Origin of the sequence: Streptomyces sp. NBC_00569 (genome assembly GCF_036345255.1) — a bacterium.
Lineage (GTDB): Bacteria > Actinomycetota > Actinomycetes > Streptomycetales > Streptomycetaceae > Streptomyces.
The window spans coordinates 5,546,863-5,561,530 of sequence record NZ_CP107783.1 but is presented as its reverse complement, the minus strand read 5'-3'; the positions used below and the strand labels follow the sequence as shown (position 1 = coordinate 5,561,530).

Sequence of the window (14,668 nt, the reverse complement as noted above, 5' to 3'; positions counted from 1 at the left end):
GCAGCATCAGGCCGTGTTCACGCGGCCTGATGGCCGCCCCATCGACCCCCGCGACGACTGGGAGGAGTTCAAGGACCTACTTGCGGAGGCGGGCATCGGTGACCGTCGCCTCTACGACGGAAGCCGCCACACGGCGGGCACGATCCTGAACGAGCTGGGAGTGGACATGCCCACGATCATGGAGATCCTTCGGCACACTCAGATCAGCCAGACACGGCGCTACGTGACAGGCAGGTCACACCTCTCGAAGGACGCGATGCGCCGCATGGGAGACGCCTTCCTGCCCGCCCCGCAACTGGCCCCTGAGCCCGCGACTGAGACCAGAACTGAGACTGGGGACCGCCGCGCGGCCCGCTCCCGCGCCCGTCGCCGCATTCGCTAGAGGCAAAAGCCCAGCTCAGACACTGTCTGAGCTGGGCTTTCCGATGGAGCCCCCTGTCGGATTCGAACCGACGACCTACGCATTACAAGTGCGTTGCTCTGGCCGGACTGAGCTAAGGAGGCAGCAGCCTCAGCAGTGTAACCAACGACGGGCGGCCCCCCGTCGAATATTTCGTCGAAGATCACCCCGCTCCGACTACTGACAGACCCGACACTCGACAGGTACCGTCCAGAAACAGTTCACCCGTGTGGACTAAACCACTGCGGCACCAGCCGCGGCGGATCACCACCTTTACTCGGATCGTCCGGCACGTTCCTGCCGGTGAAGGGGGCTTCACAGCCATGGCAACTGTTTCGTTCGACAAGGCGACCCGGATCTACCCGGGCTCCACCAAGCCGGCCGTCGACGGCCTGGAGATCGAGATCGAGGACGGCGAGTTCCTCGTCCTCGTCGGCCCGTCCGGCTGCGGCAAGTCGACCTCCCTGCGCATGCTCGCGGGTCTCGAGGACGTGAACGGCGGAGCGATCCGCATCGGCGACCGCGACGTGACCCACCTGCCGCCCAAGGACCGGGACATCGCCATGGTGTTCCAGAACTACGCGCTCTACCCGCACATGTCGGTCGCCGACAACATGGGCTTCGCCCTCAAGATCGCCGGCGTGAACAAGGCCGAGATCCGCCAGAAGGTCGAAGAGGCCGCGAAGATCCTCGACCTCACGGACTACCTGGACCGCAAGCCGAAGGCCCTCTCCGGCGGTCAGCGCCAGCGCGTCGCGATGGGCCGCGCCATCGTGCGTGAGCCCCAGGTCTTCCTCATGGACGAGCCGCTGTCGAACCTCGACGCCAAGCTCCGCGTCTCGACCCGTACGCAGATCGCCTCGCTCCAGCGCCGCCTCGGCATCACCACGGTGTACGTCACGCACGACCAGGTCGAGGCCATGACCATGGGCGACCGCGTCGCGGTCCTCAAGGACGGTCTGCTCCAGCAGGTCGACTCGCCGCGCAACATGTACGACCGCCCGGCCAACCTCTTCGTCGCCGGCTTCATCGGCTCCCCCGCCATGAACCTGGTCGAGGTCCCGATCACCGACGGCGGCGTGAAGTTCGGCAACTCGGTCGTCCCGGTGAACCGTGAGGCGCTGAAGGCCGCCTCCGACGCCGGCGACCGCACCGTCACGGTCGGCGTCCGCCCCGAGCACTTCGACATCGTCGAGGCGGGCGGCGCCGAGGCCGCGAAGTCCCTCTCCAAGGACTCCGAGGACTCCCCCGCCGGCCTCGCCGTCTCGGTGAACGTCGTCGAGGAACTCGGCGCCGACGGCTACGTCTACGGCACCGCGCAGGTCGGTGGCGAGGCCAAGGACCTCGTCGTCCGGGTCAACGGCCGCCAGGTCCCCGAGAAGGGCACCCAGCTGCACGTCGTCCCGCGTCCGGGCGAGACCCACGTCTTCTCCTCGTCGACCGGTGAGCGCCTCACCGACTGACGCCCCGCCTGTTCCGCTGTGGAGCCCCGCACTTCGGTGCGGGGCTCCACCGCGTTCCGGCCGCTCCCCACCCGCCGCGCACACCGCATTGTCGACAAATACCCCGGCAGACCCGCCATTTCGAACCTTGTACGTCAACACGCGAGAAACAAAACCGGATTGCCCATCCCTCGACCGAGTGACTAAATGTCGCCAAATCATCACCGACCGCTACGCTCACTCGCGTGACGCACTCCGCCAACTACACCCAGAAGCCGCGCCGAGGCCGGGGCCCCGCCCGCCGCGTCGGCCGCACCCTCGCTCTCGTCCTGCCGGTGATGCTGGTGCTCTCCGGCACACTCGCGGTCACCCGAGTGAACTGGTCCGGCAGTTCAGCGGACTCGATCCTCACCGCTTCCTCGCAGAACGTCTCGGCGCGCGCCAAGTCGCGTGCCCCCCAGGACGTCCTGCGCGACAAGCTGCTGCTCGAGCTCCAGGACAAGGACCCCGGTATCGCCCTCACCCACCTCCAGCAGGAGATGCACGAGCGGCCGTCCCTCGCCAAGCACTGCGTCTCCATCGCCCGCGCCCTGGGCCGGGCCGCCGTGCAGGCCTACGGTCCCTCCCGCGCCCAGTCCTTCGCCCGCCCCGTCTGCGACACCGCGTTCGCCACGGGCGTCGCCACGGCAGCGCGCGGCTGAGGCCCTCACGGCCGGCCGGGAAGGGCCGACGTACAGTGCGGGCATGACGAGCGCCCAGGCCCAGGACCCGCACACGCACAGCCAGCACCACCCCACACAGGCCGTCGTCCTGGCCGGCGGCCAGGGCTCGCGCCTGCGGCCCTACACCGACGACCGGCCCAAGCCGATGGTCGAGATCCCCGGCACGGGGACCCCGATCATCGGCCATCAGCTTGCCTGGCTCGCCGAAGAGGGCGTGACGGACGCGGTCGTCTCCTGCGGGCATCTCGCCGAGGTGCTCCAGGAGTGGCTCGACGGCGCCGAACTCCCCCTGCGCGTCACCACGGTGGTCGAGAAGGAACCCCTCGGCCGTGGCGGCGGCCTCAAGTACGCCGCCGCGCACCTGCCGCACCCCGACCGTCCCTGGTACGCGACGAACGGCGACATCTGGACCCGGTTCTCGCTGCGCGAGATGGCGGACTTCCACGCCGAGCGCGACGCCACCGCCACTCTCGCCCTGGCCCGCCCCCGCATCCCGTGGGGCGCTGTGGAGACCGACGCGTTCGGTCACATCACGGACTTCGTCGAGGCCCCGCCGTCCCCGTATCTGATCAACGCGGGCGTCTACGTCTTCTCCCCCGACTTCACGGGCCTGCTCCCGGACCGTGGTGACCACGAGCGCACCACGTTCCCGCACCTGGCCCGGGCCAAGCGTCTGGCCGGGTTCCCGATCCCGCAGGGCGCGTACTGGAGGGCCATCGATACGGCGAAGGACCTCACCGAGGCCGCCAAGGAGCTGACCGCGCCCAGGCGTTGAGCCCGTCGCTCCCCGAACCCGAAGGGGCCCGCACACGCTGTGTGCGGGCCCCTTCGGGTTTCTACGGGGTGCGGTCAGCCGCCGAGTACTCCGCCGAGGAGGCCCCCCGGCTTGTCCCCGCCGCCGGCACCGCCGGAACCGCCGGTGCCCCCACCGGTACCGGCGCCGCCGCCCGTGCCCGTACCGCCGCTGGAGGCGGGCCCGCTGCTGGACGCCGGAGGCTGCTGCTGGGCCGGCGGGGCCGACTGCGGGGGCGCCTGGCCGGTGCCCTGCGTCTGGCTGGGCTGACCCGCGCCGCTGGCGGTGCCCGTCGCCGGGGCCGATCCCGGGGAGCTCGCGGCGCCGGACGGCCTCGCCGAAGTGGCGCCCTGCGTGGGCCTGTTGGACGCCGACGGGCTCTGCGAGCGGTGCTGCTTGCGGCCGGGCTCCGACGGAAGCGGGGAGCCGGGCAGTTCGTTGCGCGGGGCCTCGCCGGGACCGGGGGCGGTGACGCGGCCCGCGTCACGCACGGCGCCGCCGAGCAGCGAACCGATGAGCAGGGTCAGGCCGACGACGACGGTCGTCACGACGGTGCCGCGGCGCAGCACGTACCGCCGCAGCTCCCACAGTTCGGCGCGCGGGCCGAGCCGGCGCCAGGCGCCGCCCGCGAGGCGTCCGTCGATGGAGTAGACGGGCGCGCCCGCGATGATCAGCGGGGACCAGGCGGCCAGGTAGATGATGTCGGGCGCGTCGTAGGCGGGCACCGTCTTCCAGCTGACGGTGACGATGAGGGCGGCCGAGAGCAGTACGCCGAAGACGGCCGCGACGCGCTGCCAGAGGCCGAGCACGGTGAGCACGCCGACGACGACCTGGAGGAAGGCGATGCACAGCCCGGCGCCGACGGGGTGCTGGAGGGCGAAGTCGCGCAGGGGTTCGGCGAGGGCCCACGGGTGCAGCGAGTTGAGCCACTTGACCATGGAGCCGCGGTCGCCGCCGTCGAAGTAGACGGGGTCGCAGAGCTTGCCCATGCCGGCGTACATGGAGATGAAACCGAGGAAGACGCGCAGCGGGAGGAGGACGACACCGAGGTTCATCCGGCGGCCGGGGTAGTACGCGTGCCGCACCGGGTCGGCGCCGTGCCGCCGGGAGGCGTTCCGCTCGTCCCCGTCGTCGTACTCGTCGCCGCCGAACTCTCCCTCGTCGTAAGGGGGTTCCTCGTACGACGGCTCTTCGAAGGCGCTGCCGGACTGGCGCATCTTCGGGAGGAGGCGGGTGCCCTGCGCGGTGACCGTGGGCAGTTCGCCCGTGGCGTCGTCCCTGAGGTCGCTGTCGAGGTCGATGCGCGGGATGACCTGGGTGGCGCCGCCCTCACCGCCCTCGAAGCCGTGCCGGGGCAGCGTGCTCTCGCCGGCTCTGCGGGCCGCCTGGAGGAGACCGGTCGCCCCGGGGTCACCGGGCGCGGACCGGCCGCTCCAGACGACCGGGGCGCGGCGGCGCGCGGCGGCCGCGCCGACGACGGGGATACGGGCGGTCTGGTCCAGCGAGCCCAGGTGCCGGGCGATGCGGGGGGACGGCGTCTGCTGCGTCCTGGGCAGCTGCACGCGGAAACTCGCGTGATTGACGACGACCTGCGCGGGATCGCACGGCACCTTCACCATGCTCAGCGCGGGACCGTCGTCGAATCCGGAATCGAATCCGGGGCCGAATCCGGGCGAGCGGTCCCCCGTAGGTGTGCGGGGTGTTCTGGTGTCCACACTCATCTAACCGAGTGATGTGTGTTTAGGACACTGCCTCGAGCGCGTGCAAATGTCCGGACCGCGTCAAGGTCGCGGCCCGGACAGCCGGCTCAGGACCGGCGGCGCGCGGCCTCGTACAGGACGACGCCCGCGGCGACACCGGCGTTGAGGGATTCGGTGCCGCCCGGCATCGGGATCCGCACGCGGTAGTCGCAGGTCTCGCCGACGAGGCGGGACAGGCCCTTGCCCTCGCTGCCGACCACGATGACGACGGGCCCGCCGAGGGCTTCGAGGTCACCGACGGTGTGCTCGCCGTCGGCCGCGAGACCGACGATGGCGATGCCCGCCTTCTTGTAGCCCTCGAGAGCGCGCGTCAGGTTCGTGGCGCGGGCGACGGGCGTACGGGCCGCGGCGCCCGCGGACGTCTTCCAGGCACCGGCGGTCATGCCGGCCGCGCGCCGCTCGGGCACGACGACGCCGTGGCCGCCGAACGCGGAGACGGAACGCACGACGGCGCCCAGGTTGCGCGGGTCGGTGACGCCGTCCAGGGCGACGATCAGCGGGTCCTGGCCCTGGTCGTACGCGGCGGCGGCGAGGTCCTCCGGGTGCGCGTACTCGTAGGGCGGGACCTGGAGGACGAGGCCCTGGTGGTTGAGGCCGTTCGTCATGCGGTCCAGCTCGGGGCGGGGGGCCTCCATCAGGTGGATGCCGCCGCGCTCACCGGCGAGCTGGAGCGCCTCGCGCACCCGCTCGTCGTTGTCGATGAACTGCTGGACGTAGAGCGTCGAGGCCGGCACACCCTCGCGCAGCGCCTCGACGACCGAGTTACGGCCGACGACCATCTCGGACGTGCCCTTGCCGCCGCGGCTCTTCAGCGTGGCGGGGCGGCGGGCGGCCTGCTTGGCCTTGGCGTTCGCGATGCGGTTCTTCTTGTGCTTCTTGCGCATCTCGGCGGGCGGCGTGGGGCCCTTGCCTTCGAGTCCCCGGCGTCGCTGGCCGCCACTGCCGACCTGCGCGCCCTTCTTGCCGGACATGCGGCGGTTGTTCGCGGCCATGATCTACCTGTCTGTGTGATGCGTATGTGCGTACGTATATGAAGTGTGCCGCCCGGAGGCCCGAGCGGCACATTCGCGCAGGTCGTCAGCGCGGGCCGAGCGTCCAGCGCGGACCGGTCGGGCTGTCCTCGATGACGAGCCCGGACTGGCCGAGCTGGTCGCGGATGGCGTCGGCGGTGGCCCAGTCCTTGCGGGCGCGAGCCGACTCGCGCTGCTCCAGGACGAGCCGTACGAGGGTGTCGACGGCGCCGTGCAGGTCCTCGCCGCGGTCGGTCTCGCCGGCCCAGTGCGGGTCGAGCGGGTCCAGACCGAGGACGCCGAGCATCGCGCGTACCTCGGCGAGGCGGGCGACGGCGGCTTCCTTGTCGTCGGCGGCGAGGGCGCTGTTGCCCTGGCGGACGGTGGTGTGGATGATCGCGAGCGCCTGCGGCACGCCTAGGTCGTCGTCCATGGCCTCGGCGAAGGCGGGCGGCACCTCGTCGGCGGGGGCGACAACGCCCCCGGCCTTCTCCACGACGCGCTGCACGAAGCCCTCGATCCGCGCGAACGCGGACTCGGCATCGCGCAGGGCCTCCTCGCTGTACTCGATGGTCGAGCGGTAGTGCGGGGTGCCGAGGTAGTAGCGCAGCACGATCGGGCGCCAGTCCTTGACCATCTCGGACACGAGGACCGAGTTGCCCAGGGACTTCGACATCTTCTCGCCGCTCATGGTGACCCACGAGTTGTGCACCCAGTACTTGGCGAACTCGTCGCCGAAGGCCTTGGCCTGGGCGATCTCGTTCTCGTGGTGCGGGAAGATCAGGTCGATGCCGCCGCCGTGGATGTCGAAGGCGGTGCCCAGGTACTTGTGGGCCATCGCCGAGCACTCCAGGTGCCAGCCGGGCCGGCCGCGGCCCCACGGGGTCTCCCAGCTGGGCTCCCCGGGCTTGACGGCCTTCCACATGGCGAAGTCGCGCGGGTCGCGCTTGCCGGTCTCGCCGTCGCCGGACGGCTGGCGCAGTTCGTCGAGGTCCTGGTTCGACAGCTCCAGGTAGCCGGGGAAGGAACGCACGTCGAAGTAGACGTTCCCGTCCGCCTCGTAGGCGTGTCCGCGCTCGATGAGGCCGCGCATCATCTCGACCATCTCGGTGACATGACCGGTGGCGCGCGGCTCGTAGGTGGGCGGCAGGCAGCCGAGGGCGGTGTAGCCGTCGTTGAACGCGCGCTCGTTGTCGTACCCGATCGACCACCAGGGCCTGCCCTGTTCGGCGGCCTTCCTGATGATCTTGTCGTCGATGTCGGTGACGTTCCGCACGAACGTCACTTCGTAGCCGCGGTACGTGAACCAGCGCCGCATGATGTCGAAGTTGAGGCCGGACCGGATGTGCCCGATGTGCGGAGCGGCCTGCACGGTCGCGCCACAGAGGTAGATCGAGACACAACCCGGTGTCAGCGGGACGAAGTCACGGATCTTCCGGGCGCTGGTGTCGTGCAGGCGAATAGTCACGCCTCCAGGGTAGTGGGCCCAAGGCAGTGCCCCGCGACCCCTTGGGGACACGGGGCGCAACCGTGACGTTGTGACGTGTGTCAGGCCGCCGTTCAGATCCGGCCGACGACCTTGCGGGGTGTGATGCGCACGACGACACGCGCGGCGTCGTCGGCGGAGCGGGGATTGAAGTCCGCGTACTGCTTGCCCGTGTACTTGAGCGACAGCTCGTCGATGAGCTCCTGGCCGCCCTCGGTGCTGAGGTCGGCGGTGCCGCGGATCTCGGCGTAGGCGTAGGGGTTGTCGGCGGGCTGCACGACGACGGTGACGCGGGGGTCGCGGCGCAGGTTCTTCTCCTTGCGCCGGTCGACGGTCGTGGAGAACAGCACGTCGTCCCCGTCCCGCTTCACCCAGACAGGCGACACCTGCGGGCTCCCGTCGGGCTGGATGGTGGCGACGGTGATGAAGACGGGGGTGTCGAGCAACGCCTTGAGCTCGTCGGACAGCTGGGCGGACATGGAGCCTCACTCCTTGGGGGGATGCCTGTACGAGTACTCGATACTGCGCCAACATCCGCCCCAGGAGCGGTATTTCAGCCCGTCCTGACGACCAGTGCCGTGGCGATCGCCGCGAGGCCGTCGCCGCGACCGGGGAAACCCAGGCCGTCGGTGGTGGCGCCGGAGACGGAGACCGGGGCGCCGGCGGCGTCCGACAGCACCTTCTGCGCCTCCTCGCGCCGCTTCCCGATCTTCGGCCGGGGACCGATGACCTGTACGGCGACGTTGCCGATGGTGAAGCCGGCCTCGCGCACGATGCGGGCGGCCTCGGTCAGCAGGGTGAGCCCGGACGCGCCGGACCACTCGGGGCGACCGGTGCCGAAGTGGGCGCCGAGGTCACCGAGCCCGGCGGCGGAGAACAGCGCGTTGCACGCGGCGTGCGCGACGACGTCGGCGTCGGAGTGCCCGGCGAGACCGGGGCCCTCGCCCTCCCACTTCAGGCCGGCGCACCACAGCTCGCGGCCCTCTTCGAAGGCGTGGATGTCGGTGCCGATGCCGACGAGAGGGATGACCGGCGGCTCAGAACCCATCGTTGGCCCTCCTGCGGGCGAGTACGGCTTCGGCGAGCACGAGGTCGAGGGGGCGGGTCACCTTGAAGGCCTCCTCGTGCCCGGGCACGACGACGACCGGTTCGCCGAGCTGCTCGACCATGCCGGCGTCGTCCGTCACGTTGTCGGTGACGGTCTCGTGGGCGCGCACGAGCGTCGCGCGGTCGAAGCCCTGCGGGGTCTGCACGGCACGCAGCCGGGCCCGCTCGGGCGTCGCGACGACGAGCTCGGGGCCGCCGTCGGTACGGGCCTCGACCTGCTTGATGGTGTCGGCGAGGGGCAGCGCGGGGACGACGGCGGGAGCCCCTTCGCGTACGGCTTCGATGACGCCGTCGACCGTGTCGACGGGCACCAGGGGGCGGGCCGCGTCGTGGACGAGGACGACGTCGATGCCGGGCGGCAGGGCGTCGAGGCCGAGCTTCACGGACTCCTGGCGGGTCTCGCCGCCGGGGACGACGACGAAGTCGGTCCGCTCGGGCAGCGCGTGGTCGGCGAGGAGGGTCTTCACCTCGGCGGCGGACGCCTCGTCGGGCGGGGCGACCACGACGACGAGGGAGACGGACCGCGAGGCGGCCATCGCCCGGACGGCGTGGATGAGCATCGGGGTGCCGTTGAGCGCGCGGAGTGCTTTGGGGGCGCCCGGGCCGAGGCGTACGCCCCGGCCGGCGGCCGGAATCACGGCCGCGGTGCGCGAGGGCCGCGTTTCGTCAGACATCGCTTCCGTTCAGGTTTGTGTGCTCGACCGAGGTGGGTATGGCCAACACCAGTGCCGGGCGCGACGCCTTGACCGGACCCCTTCCGTGACATCCGGTCGAGCCAGCTGCCCGGGCCCGGCACACCAACTGAGTCAAGCGGTAAGGCGCCACGCGTAGGCACAAAGTGCGGGTACGAACATGCCGCAGCGCCCGGCGACACCATCAGGGTCAGCGGGCACCGCGGCATTATTCATGCGCCTGGGCTTTCGCCCGGGACTTCTTGTCGCAGCCGCGTGCCGGTCAGGGCACGCGTCAGGACGCGAGAACCTCGTCGAGCAGGGCCTCGGCCTTGTCCTCGTTCGTGTTCTCAGCGAGCGCGAGCTCGCTCACCAGGATCTGCCGTGCCTTGGCGAGCATGCGCTTCTCACCTGCGGACAGTCCGCGCTCACGCTCCCGACGCCACAGGTCACGGACAACTTCCGCGACCTTGATGACATCGCCGGAGGCGAGCTTCTCGAGATTTGCCTTGTAGCGGCGCGACCAGTTCGTGGGCTCTTCGGCGTACGGCGCGCGAAGCACCTCGAAGACCCGGTCGAGACCGTCCTGACCGACCACATCACGTACGCCGACGAACTCCGCATTGTCCGCTGGCACACGCACCGTCAGGTCACCCTGCGCGACCTTCAGCACCAAGTAGGTCTTGTCCACGCCTTTGATCTGGCGAGTTTCGATAGCCTCGATCAGCGCGGCCCCGTGATGGGGATAGACCACGGTGTCGCCAACCTTGAACGTCATGTGACAGGTACCCCTTCCGTGGCTATCCAGGGTAACACGGAAACGGCGTCTTCTGAATGGCGTTTTCGCAGGTCAGGGCATATCTCGGGGCTTGACAACCACAACCGGAACGTGCTGCGGAGGGCCTGCGGAAGGGGGTATTCGCAGGTGGGAGCGGCTCTTCGGCAGAGCCGAAACGCGCACGTTACACCTACCTGGAAGGGTCCGCAGGGGGTTGAACGTCCCGGTTTGCGCGGTTCGAAGCGTTGCACTTCCGCTACTCCGTTCGGTGAGTCGGAGACGCGTGCGACCTGAATCCAGAATTGATCACCGTGGCGGGTGATCGATTTTCCGTACCGCCATGCATTCCTTACCGGAAATCCGCAGGAGCGGCCCCGCGGCCTTATGTGAATGGTGAACGGGAGGCCAATGGGGCCTGTCACGTTTGGTGAGGTGAGAGGGGGCGAGGGGGGCGGCGGGGGTGTGATCAAGGGTGGGGCGGGCCGTGCGCGCCGCGGTCGGAGCGGGAGTTCGGCCGGTGCCGAGATCCATCCGAAACCCCCTAGGGGCGGGTCGGGTGCAGCGGCTCGCGAACGGCTCGGTAACCTAAGCCCGCTGACAGACCCTTAGGGCGGCTTTACACCCGTCCAGGGCGTCCAGACCCTTACCGCCCACGTTCAAGGAGTTGCCGCCGCCGTGAGCAGCAGCCTTCGACGCGGCACCCTCGCCGCCGCCGCCCTCGCGTTCTCGATCGCCTCGCTCGCCGCGTGCGGCGCCGGAAACAACGCCCAGACGCTGGAGGTCAAGCCGGACAACGCGGAGACCTCCGTCGGGGACATCCGGATCCAGAACGCCACCGTGATCACGCAGCCCGACCTGAAGTCCACGGGTCCGGCCGTCGTGACCGCGACGCTCTTCAACAATGGCTCCAAGGCCCAGACCCTCGACTCGGTCGTGCTCGACGGCGTCGGCCAGAAGGCCGAGCTGTCGGCCGCCGACGGCAAGAAGTCCGTGACGATCCCGGCCGGCGGCTCCCTCGTGCTCGGCGGGGAGGGCAACGCGTCCGCGCAGCTGCCCAACAGCCGCACCGCCGACCTCGACGGTGACGTGCGGGCGCTGACCTTCACGTTCAGCACCACGGGCGCCGTCAAGATCCAGTCGTTCGTCGTGCCGGCCGAGAGCTACTTCAAGAAGTGGGGGCCGAGCGAGATCCCGGCCGTGCCCAGCACGGAGCCGTCGGAGTCCGCGTCCGGCTCCGCGACGCCCTCCGGGGAGGCCACCCCGTCCGGCTCCGTCTCGCCGTCCGAGTCGGCCTCGGGCAGCCCCGCCGCCGGGCACTGAGCACGTACGTGGCAATCGCGAAGGGCGGGACCCCCGGTGGGGGTCCCGCCCTTCGGCGTTCCGTTGCTGGGTCACCGCCGTGACCCGGCGGTCTACGGCTCGAACTTGTAGCCCAGGCCGCGCACCGTCACCAGGTAGCGCGGGGCTCCCGGGTCGGGCTCGATCTTGGCGCGGAGGCGCTTGACGTGGACGTCGAGCGTCTTGGTGTCGCCCACGTAGTCGGCGCCCCACACGCGGTCGATCAGCTGCATGCGGGTCAGGACGCGGCCCGCGTTGCGCAGGAGCATCTCCAGGAGGTCGAACTCCTTGAGGGGCAGGTCGACCTTGGAGCCGGAGACCGTGACGACGTGGCGGTCCACGTCCATGCGGACCGGGCCGGCCTCCAGGGCCTGCGGGGCGACCTCCTCGGGCTCGCCCCGGCGGCGCAGGACGGCGCGGATGCGGGCGACCAGCTCGCGGGACGAGAAGGGCTTGGTGACGTAGTCGTCGGCTCCTATCTCGAGGCCCACGACCTTGTCGATCTCGCTGTCCTTGGCGGTCACCATGATGACGGGGACGTTGGACCGGCCGCGCAGCTGGCGGCAGACCTCGGTGCCGGGCAGGCCCGGCAGCATCAGATCGAGCAGGACGAGGTCGGCGCCGTTGCGCTCGAACTCGTCGAGTCCGTCCGGTCCGGTGGCCGCGATGGCGACCTCGAAACCCTCCTTGCGAAGCATGTACGACAGGGCGTCGGAGAAGGATTCCTCGTCCTCGACGACGAGCACTCGGGTCACGGAAGGACCTCCGGGGCGGCAGGAATGGGGTCGTATGCGGTTGTCTCGTCGGGCCCGACGGCGTCGTTGCCGTCGTGGTGTCCGTATGCGTCGCCGCCTACGTGTCCTGGGCCGCGGTCGCGGGTCGCGCCTGCCTCCGGCAGCCGCAGGGTGAACGTGGAGCCCTGGCCTTCGGAGCTCCATACGGTGACTTCCCCGCCGTGCGAGGCAGCCACGTGCTTGACGATGGCGAGGCCGAGGCCCGTGCCGCCGGTGGCCCGGGAGCGGGCCGGGTCGACTCGGTAGAAGCGCTCGAAGATGCGCTCCTTGTCCTTGTCGGAGATGCCGAGGCCCTGGTCGGTGACCGCCACTTCTATGAGGTCTCCGCCGGGTGCGCTGACCCGGCGCGCGGCTATGCCCACGCGGGTTCGGGCCGGGCTGTAGTTGACGGCGTTCTCGACGAGGTTGCCGAGAGCCGCGGCGAGCTGGCCGCGGTTGCCCCAGATCTGGAGATCCGCCGTGCCTCCCGCGGCCATGGTGATCTGCTTCGTGCCGGCCTGGTGGCGGCAGCGGTCGATCGCCTCGGCGACGAGTTCGTCGACGCGGACCGGCTCGGCGTCCTCCAGCGGGTCGTCGTTCTGCACCCGGGACAGGTCGATGAGCTCCTGGACCAGGTTCGTCAGGCGGGTCGCCTCGATCTGCATCCTGCCTGCGAAGCGCTCCACCGCCTCCGGGTCGTCGGACGCGTCCATGACCGCCTCGGAGAGGAGGCTGAGCGCGCCGACCGGGGTCTTCAGCTCGTGGCTGACGTTCGCCACGAAGTCGCGGCGGACCGCCTCGATGCGCCGGGCCTCCGTCAGGTCCTCCACGAGGAGCAGGACCAGGCGGGAGCCGAGGGGGGCCACCCGTGCGGAGACCGCGAGGGCGTCCCCGCGGCCGGTGCCGCGGCGGGGCAGGTCGAGCTCGACCTGCCGTATCTCTCCGTCACGGCGGGTGTCCCTGGCCATGAGGAGCATCGGCTCCACGGCCAGCTTGCCGCCTCTGACCAGGCCGAGGGCGTACGCCGCCGAGCTGGCCTTGACGACGCTGTCCGCCTCGTCCAGGACGACGGCGGAGGAGCGCAGTACGGAGAGGACGGTGTCGACGCCGGGCGGAAGGACCGGGTCCGTGTGCAGGGAAGTACGGGTGGGGCGTTTCTGGTCGCGTTCGCTCCAGCGAAACGCCAGCATGGCGATCACGCCGGTGCACACCCCGGCGATCGCTGCCGCTGCGGCGACCGCCGCGTTCACGTCCATGCCCCCAGGTTATGCGCCTCGCAAGCGCTGCCCACAGCCGTCCGAGTGGTAGCTCGAACACTCGTCGCCCAGAGTTCACCTTGGATACAGGGGTGATTCATTTGAGGTGACGGAAACGGACGCGTACAGGGCCGAACGTGGGAGCGTGGGGCACAGCAGCCCCACGCAGTGAGTGAGAGGGACAGTTGTATGCGTGACGCGTACCACGAGGAACTTGACTCGATCGGCGAGGGCCTGGTCGAGATGGCCCGCCTTGTCGGGTCGGCGATCGGGCGCGCCACCACGGCCATGCTCGACGCCGACCTGAAGCTGGCCGAGAGTGTCATCGCGGCGGATCAGAAGGTCGACGATCTGCAGCATGACCTGGAGGCGAGGGCGATAGCCCTGCTCGCGCGCCAGCAGCCCGTCGCCACGGATCTGCGGATCGTCGTGACCTCGCTGCGGATGAGCGCGGACCTGGAGCGCAGCGGTGACCTGGCGCAGCACGTCGCCAAGCTCGCCCGGCTGCGGTTCCCGGACCAGGCCGTTCCGCACGACCTCCACGCGACCGTCCTGGAGATGGGGCAGCTCGCGCAGCGGCTCATGGCGAAGTCCGCCGAGGTCATCATCACCAAGGACGTCGACCTCGCGCTCCAGCTGGAGCAGGACGACGACGAGATGGACCAGCTGCACCGGACGCTGTTCCAGCATCTGATGGACGACCGGTGGAAGCACGGCATCGAGACCGCCGTGGACGTGACGCTGCTGGGCCGTTACTACGAGCGCTTCGCCGATCACGCGGTCTCCGTGGCCAAGCGTGTGGTGTATCTCGTGACCGGTGAGCACGCCGACGAGCTCCAGGCGCCGCAGCCGCAGCCCGTCGACGGCAGCTGAGCCGGCCGCCTCTCGGGGTGACCTGCCGGACGGGGGCCCCGCACCTGTGTGGTGCGGGGCCCCCGTCCTGTTCCGTCATGTCGGCCCGATCAGCCGCCGCACTGGCACGGCGCGCCCGACTGGCAGCCGCAGCCGCAGCCCGAGCCGCAGCCGCAGGCGCCTAGCAGGACCAGCCGGTGCGGCTGCGCGACTTCCGTGGGCTGCTCTACGACGGCTTCGGGGGTGGGGGACTCGGCCATGGTGTTCCCTCCTCGGGGCG

General features: G+C 70.4%; 15 protein-coding genes, 1 tRNA gene and 1 pseudogene. 6 read left to right on the top strand and 11 right to left on the bottom strand.

Annotated elements, in window-relative coordinates; genetic code table 11:
• Nucleotides 1–4: 4 nt before the first annotated feature.
• A pseudogene (locus OHO83_RS25110) lies at nt 5–382 on the top strand (tyrosine-type recombinase/integrase); the annotation flags it as partial.
• 44 nt (nt 383–426) lie between these two features.
• On the opposite strand, the gene OHO83_RS25105 reads toward OHO83_RS25110, so the two are convergent.
• Nucleotides 427–504: transfer RNA gene (locus OHO83_RS25105), tRNA-Thr, on the bottom strand.
• A 219-nt stretch (nt 505–723) separates the two neighbouring features.
• On the opposite strand from OHO83_RS25105, the gene OHO83_RS25100 reads away from it, so the two are divergent.
• From OHO83_RS25100 to OHO83_RS25090, 3 genes are all read left to right on the top strand, one after another.
• Nucleotides 724–1,863: an ABC transporter ATP-binding protein gene (locus tag OHO83_RS25100; protein ID WP_266671835.1), complete on the top strand. Its 1,140-nt coding sequence runs from the start codon at nt 724–726 to the stop codon at nt 1,861–1,863.
• Between the two features lie 224 nt (nt 1,864–2,087).
• Nucleotides 2,088–2,543 (top strand): hypothetical protein, encoded by a 456-nt coding sequence (locus OHO83_RS25095; protein ID WP_116512325.1) that lies wholly within the window; start codon nt 2,088–2,090, stop codon nt 2,541–2,543.
• 43 nt (nt 2,544–2,586) lie between these two features.
• On the top strand, nt 2,587–3,339 hold the full coding sequence (locus OHO83_RS25090) for a nucleotidyltransferase family protein (protein ID WP_266671837.1): 753 nt from the start codon (nt 2,587–2,589) through the stop codon (nt 3,337–3,339).
• Between the two features lie 74 nt (nt 3,340–3,413).
• Here OHO83_RS25090 and OHO83_RS25085 read toward each other — a convergent pair whose 3' ends face one another.
• The 7 genes from OHO83_RS25085 to OHO83_RS25055 form a co-directional block, all read right to left on the bottom strand.
• On the bottom strand, nt 3,414–5,072 hold the full coding sequence (locus OHO83_RS25085) for a DoxX family protein (RefSeq protein ID WP_266676454.1): 1,659 nt from the start codon (nt 5,070–5,072) through the stop codon (nt 3,414–3,416).
• Nucleotides 5,073–5,164: 92 nt separating this feature from the next.
• A complete protein-coding gene (gene rlmB, locus OHO83_RS25080; RefSeq protein ID WP_266671839.1) occupies nt 5,165–6,109 on the bottom strand; it encodes a 23S rRNA (guanosine(2251)-2'-O)-methyltransferase RlmB in 945 nt (314 codons plus the stop codon).
• Nucleotides 6,110–6,194: 85 nt separating this feature from the next.
• Complete coding sequence (gene cysS, locus OHO83_RS25075; protein ID WP_266671841.1) at nt 6,195–7,595, bottom strand: cysteine--tRNA ligase; 1,401 nt, start codon at nt 7,593–7,595, stop codon at nt 6,195–6,197.
• Between the two features lie 92 nt (nt 7,596–7,687).
• Nucleotides 7,688–8,092, bottom strand: a complete 405-nt coding sequence (locus OHO83_RS25070) for a PPOX class F420-dependent oxidoreductase (protein WP_266671843.1) — start codon at nt 8,090–8,092, stop codon at nt 7,688–7,690.
• A gap of 74 nt (nt 8,093–8,166) precedes the next feature.
• Nucleotides 8,167–8,661, bottom strand: a complete 495-nt coding sequence (gene ispF / locus OHO83_RS25065; RefSeq protein WP_266671845.1) for a 2-C-methyl-D-erythritol 2,4-cyclodiphosphate synthase — start codon at nt 8,659–8,661, stop codon at nt 8,167–8,169.
• Nucleotides 8,651–9,394 carry a 2-C-methyl-D-erythritol 4-phosphate cytidylyltransferase gene (ispD, locus tag OHO83_RS25060; RefSeq protein ID WP_266671847.1) on the bottom strand — a complete coding sequence of 248 codons (744 nt, stop codon included), beginning with the start codon at nt 9,392–9,394 and terminating at the stop codon, nt 8,651–8,653. The genes ispF and ispD overlap by 11 nt, the downstream gene beginning before the upstream one ends.
• A 292-nt stretch (nt 9,395–9,686) precedes the next feature.
• Nucleotides 9,687–10,169: a CarD family transcriptional regulator gene (locus tag OHO83_RS25055; protein ID WP_003953493.1), complete on the bottom strand. Its 483-nt coding sequence runs from the start codon at nt 10,167–10,169 to the stop codon at nt 9,687–9,689.
• A 675-nt stretch (nt 10,170–10,844) separates the two neighbouring features.
• Here OHO83_RS25055 and OHO83_RS25050 point away from each other — a divergent pair.
• Nucleotides 10,845–11,489: a DUF461 domain-containing protein gene (locus tag OHO83_RS25050; RefSeq protein ID WP_266671849.1), complete on the top strand. Its 645-nt coding sequence runs from the start codon at nt 10,845–10,847 to the stop codon at nt 11,487–11,489.
• Nucleotides 11,490–11,581: 92 nt separating this feature from the next.
• Here the strand turns inward: OHO83_RS25050 and OHO83_RS25045 are convergent, their stop codons facing one another.
• A complete protein-coding gene (locus OHO83_RS25045) occupies nt 11,582–12,262 on the bottom strand; it encodes a response regulator transcription factor (RefSeq protein ID WP_018527980.1) in 681 nt (226 codons plus the stop codon).
• Entirely contained in the window at nt 12,259–13,536 is a 1,278-nt protein-coding gene (locus OHO83_RS25040; RefSeq protein WP_266671851.1) for a sensor histidine kinase, read from the bottom strand. Before OHO83_RS25040 ends, OHO83_RS25045 begins: the two co-directional genes overlap by 4 nt.
• Nucleotides 13,537–13,725: 189 nt before the next feature.
• On the opposite strand from OHO83_RS25040, the gene phoU reads away from it, so the two are divergent.
• The gene (gene phoU, locus OHO83_RS25035; RefSeq protein ID WP_266671853.1) at nt 13,726–14,409 is read left to right on the top strand and encodes a phosphate signaling complex protein PhoU; all 684 of its coding nucleotides are present in this window, start codon (nt 13,726–13,728) and stop codon (nt 14,407–14,409) included.
• Nucleotides 14,410–14,498: 89 nt separating this feature from the next.
• Here phoU and OHO83_RS25030 read toward each other — a convergent pair whose 3' ends face one another.
• Nucleotides 14,499–14,648 carry a hypothetical protein gene (locus OHO83_RS25030; protein WP_266671855.1) on the bottom strand — a complete coding sequence of 50 codons (150 nt, stop codon included), beginning with the start codon at nt 14,646–14,648 and terminating at the stop codon, nt 14,499–14,501.
• Nucleotides 14,649–14,668: the final 20 nt, after the last annotated feature.

Bases quoted from the DNA above. Each gene is read 5' to 3' on its own strand.
- ispF (WP_266671845.1), bottom strand. From the start codon at position 8,661: ATGGGTTCTGAGCCGCCGGTCATCCCTCTCGTCGGCATCGGCACCGAC.
- OHO83_RS25040 (WP_266671851.1), bottom strand. From the start codon at position 13,536: ATGGACGTGAACGCGGCGGTCGCCGCAGCGGCAGCGATCGCCGGGGTG.
- OHO83_RS25030 (WP_266671855.1), bottom strand. From the start codon at position 14,648: ATGGCCGAGTCCCCCACCCCCGAAGCCGTCGTAGAGCAGCCCACGGAA.
- OHO83_RS25090 (WP_266671837.1), top strand. From the start codon at position 2,587: ATGACGAGCGCCCAGGCCCAGGACCCGCACACGCACAGCCAGCACCAC.
- OHO83_RS25100 (WP_266671835.1), top strand. From the start codon at position 724: ATGGCAACTGTTTCGTTCGACAAGGCGACCCGGATCTACCCGGGCTCC.
- OHO83_RS25070 (WP_266671843.1), bottom strand. From the start codon at position 8,092: ATGTCCGCCCAGCTGTCCGACGAGCTCAAGGCGTTGCTCGACACCCCC.
- rlmB (WP_266671839.1), bottom strand. From the start codon at position 6,109: ATGGCCGCGAACAACCGCCGCATGTCCGGCAAGAAGGGCGCGCAGGTC.
- phoU (WP_266671853.1), top strand. From the start codon at position 13,726: ATGCGTGACGCGTACCACGAGGAACTTGACTCGATCGGCGAGGGCCTG.
- OHO83_RS25055 (WP_003953493.1), bottom strand. From the start codon at position 10,169: ATGACGTTCAAGGTTGGCGACACCGTGGTCTATCCCCATCACGGGGCC.
- ispD (WP_266671847.1), bottom strand. From the start codon at position 9,394: ATGTCTGACGAAACGCGGCCCTCGCGCACCGCGGCCGTGATTCCGGCC.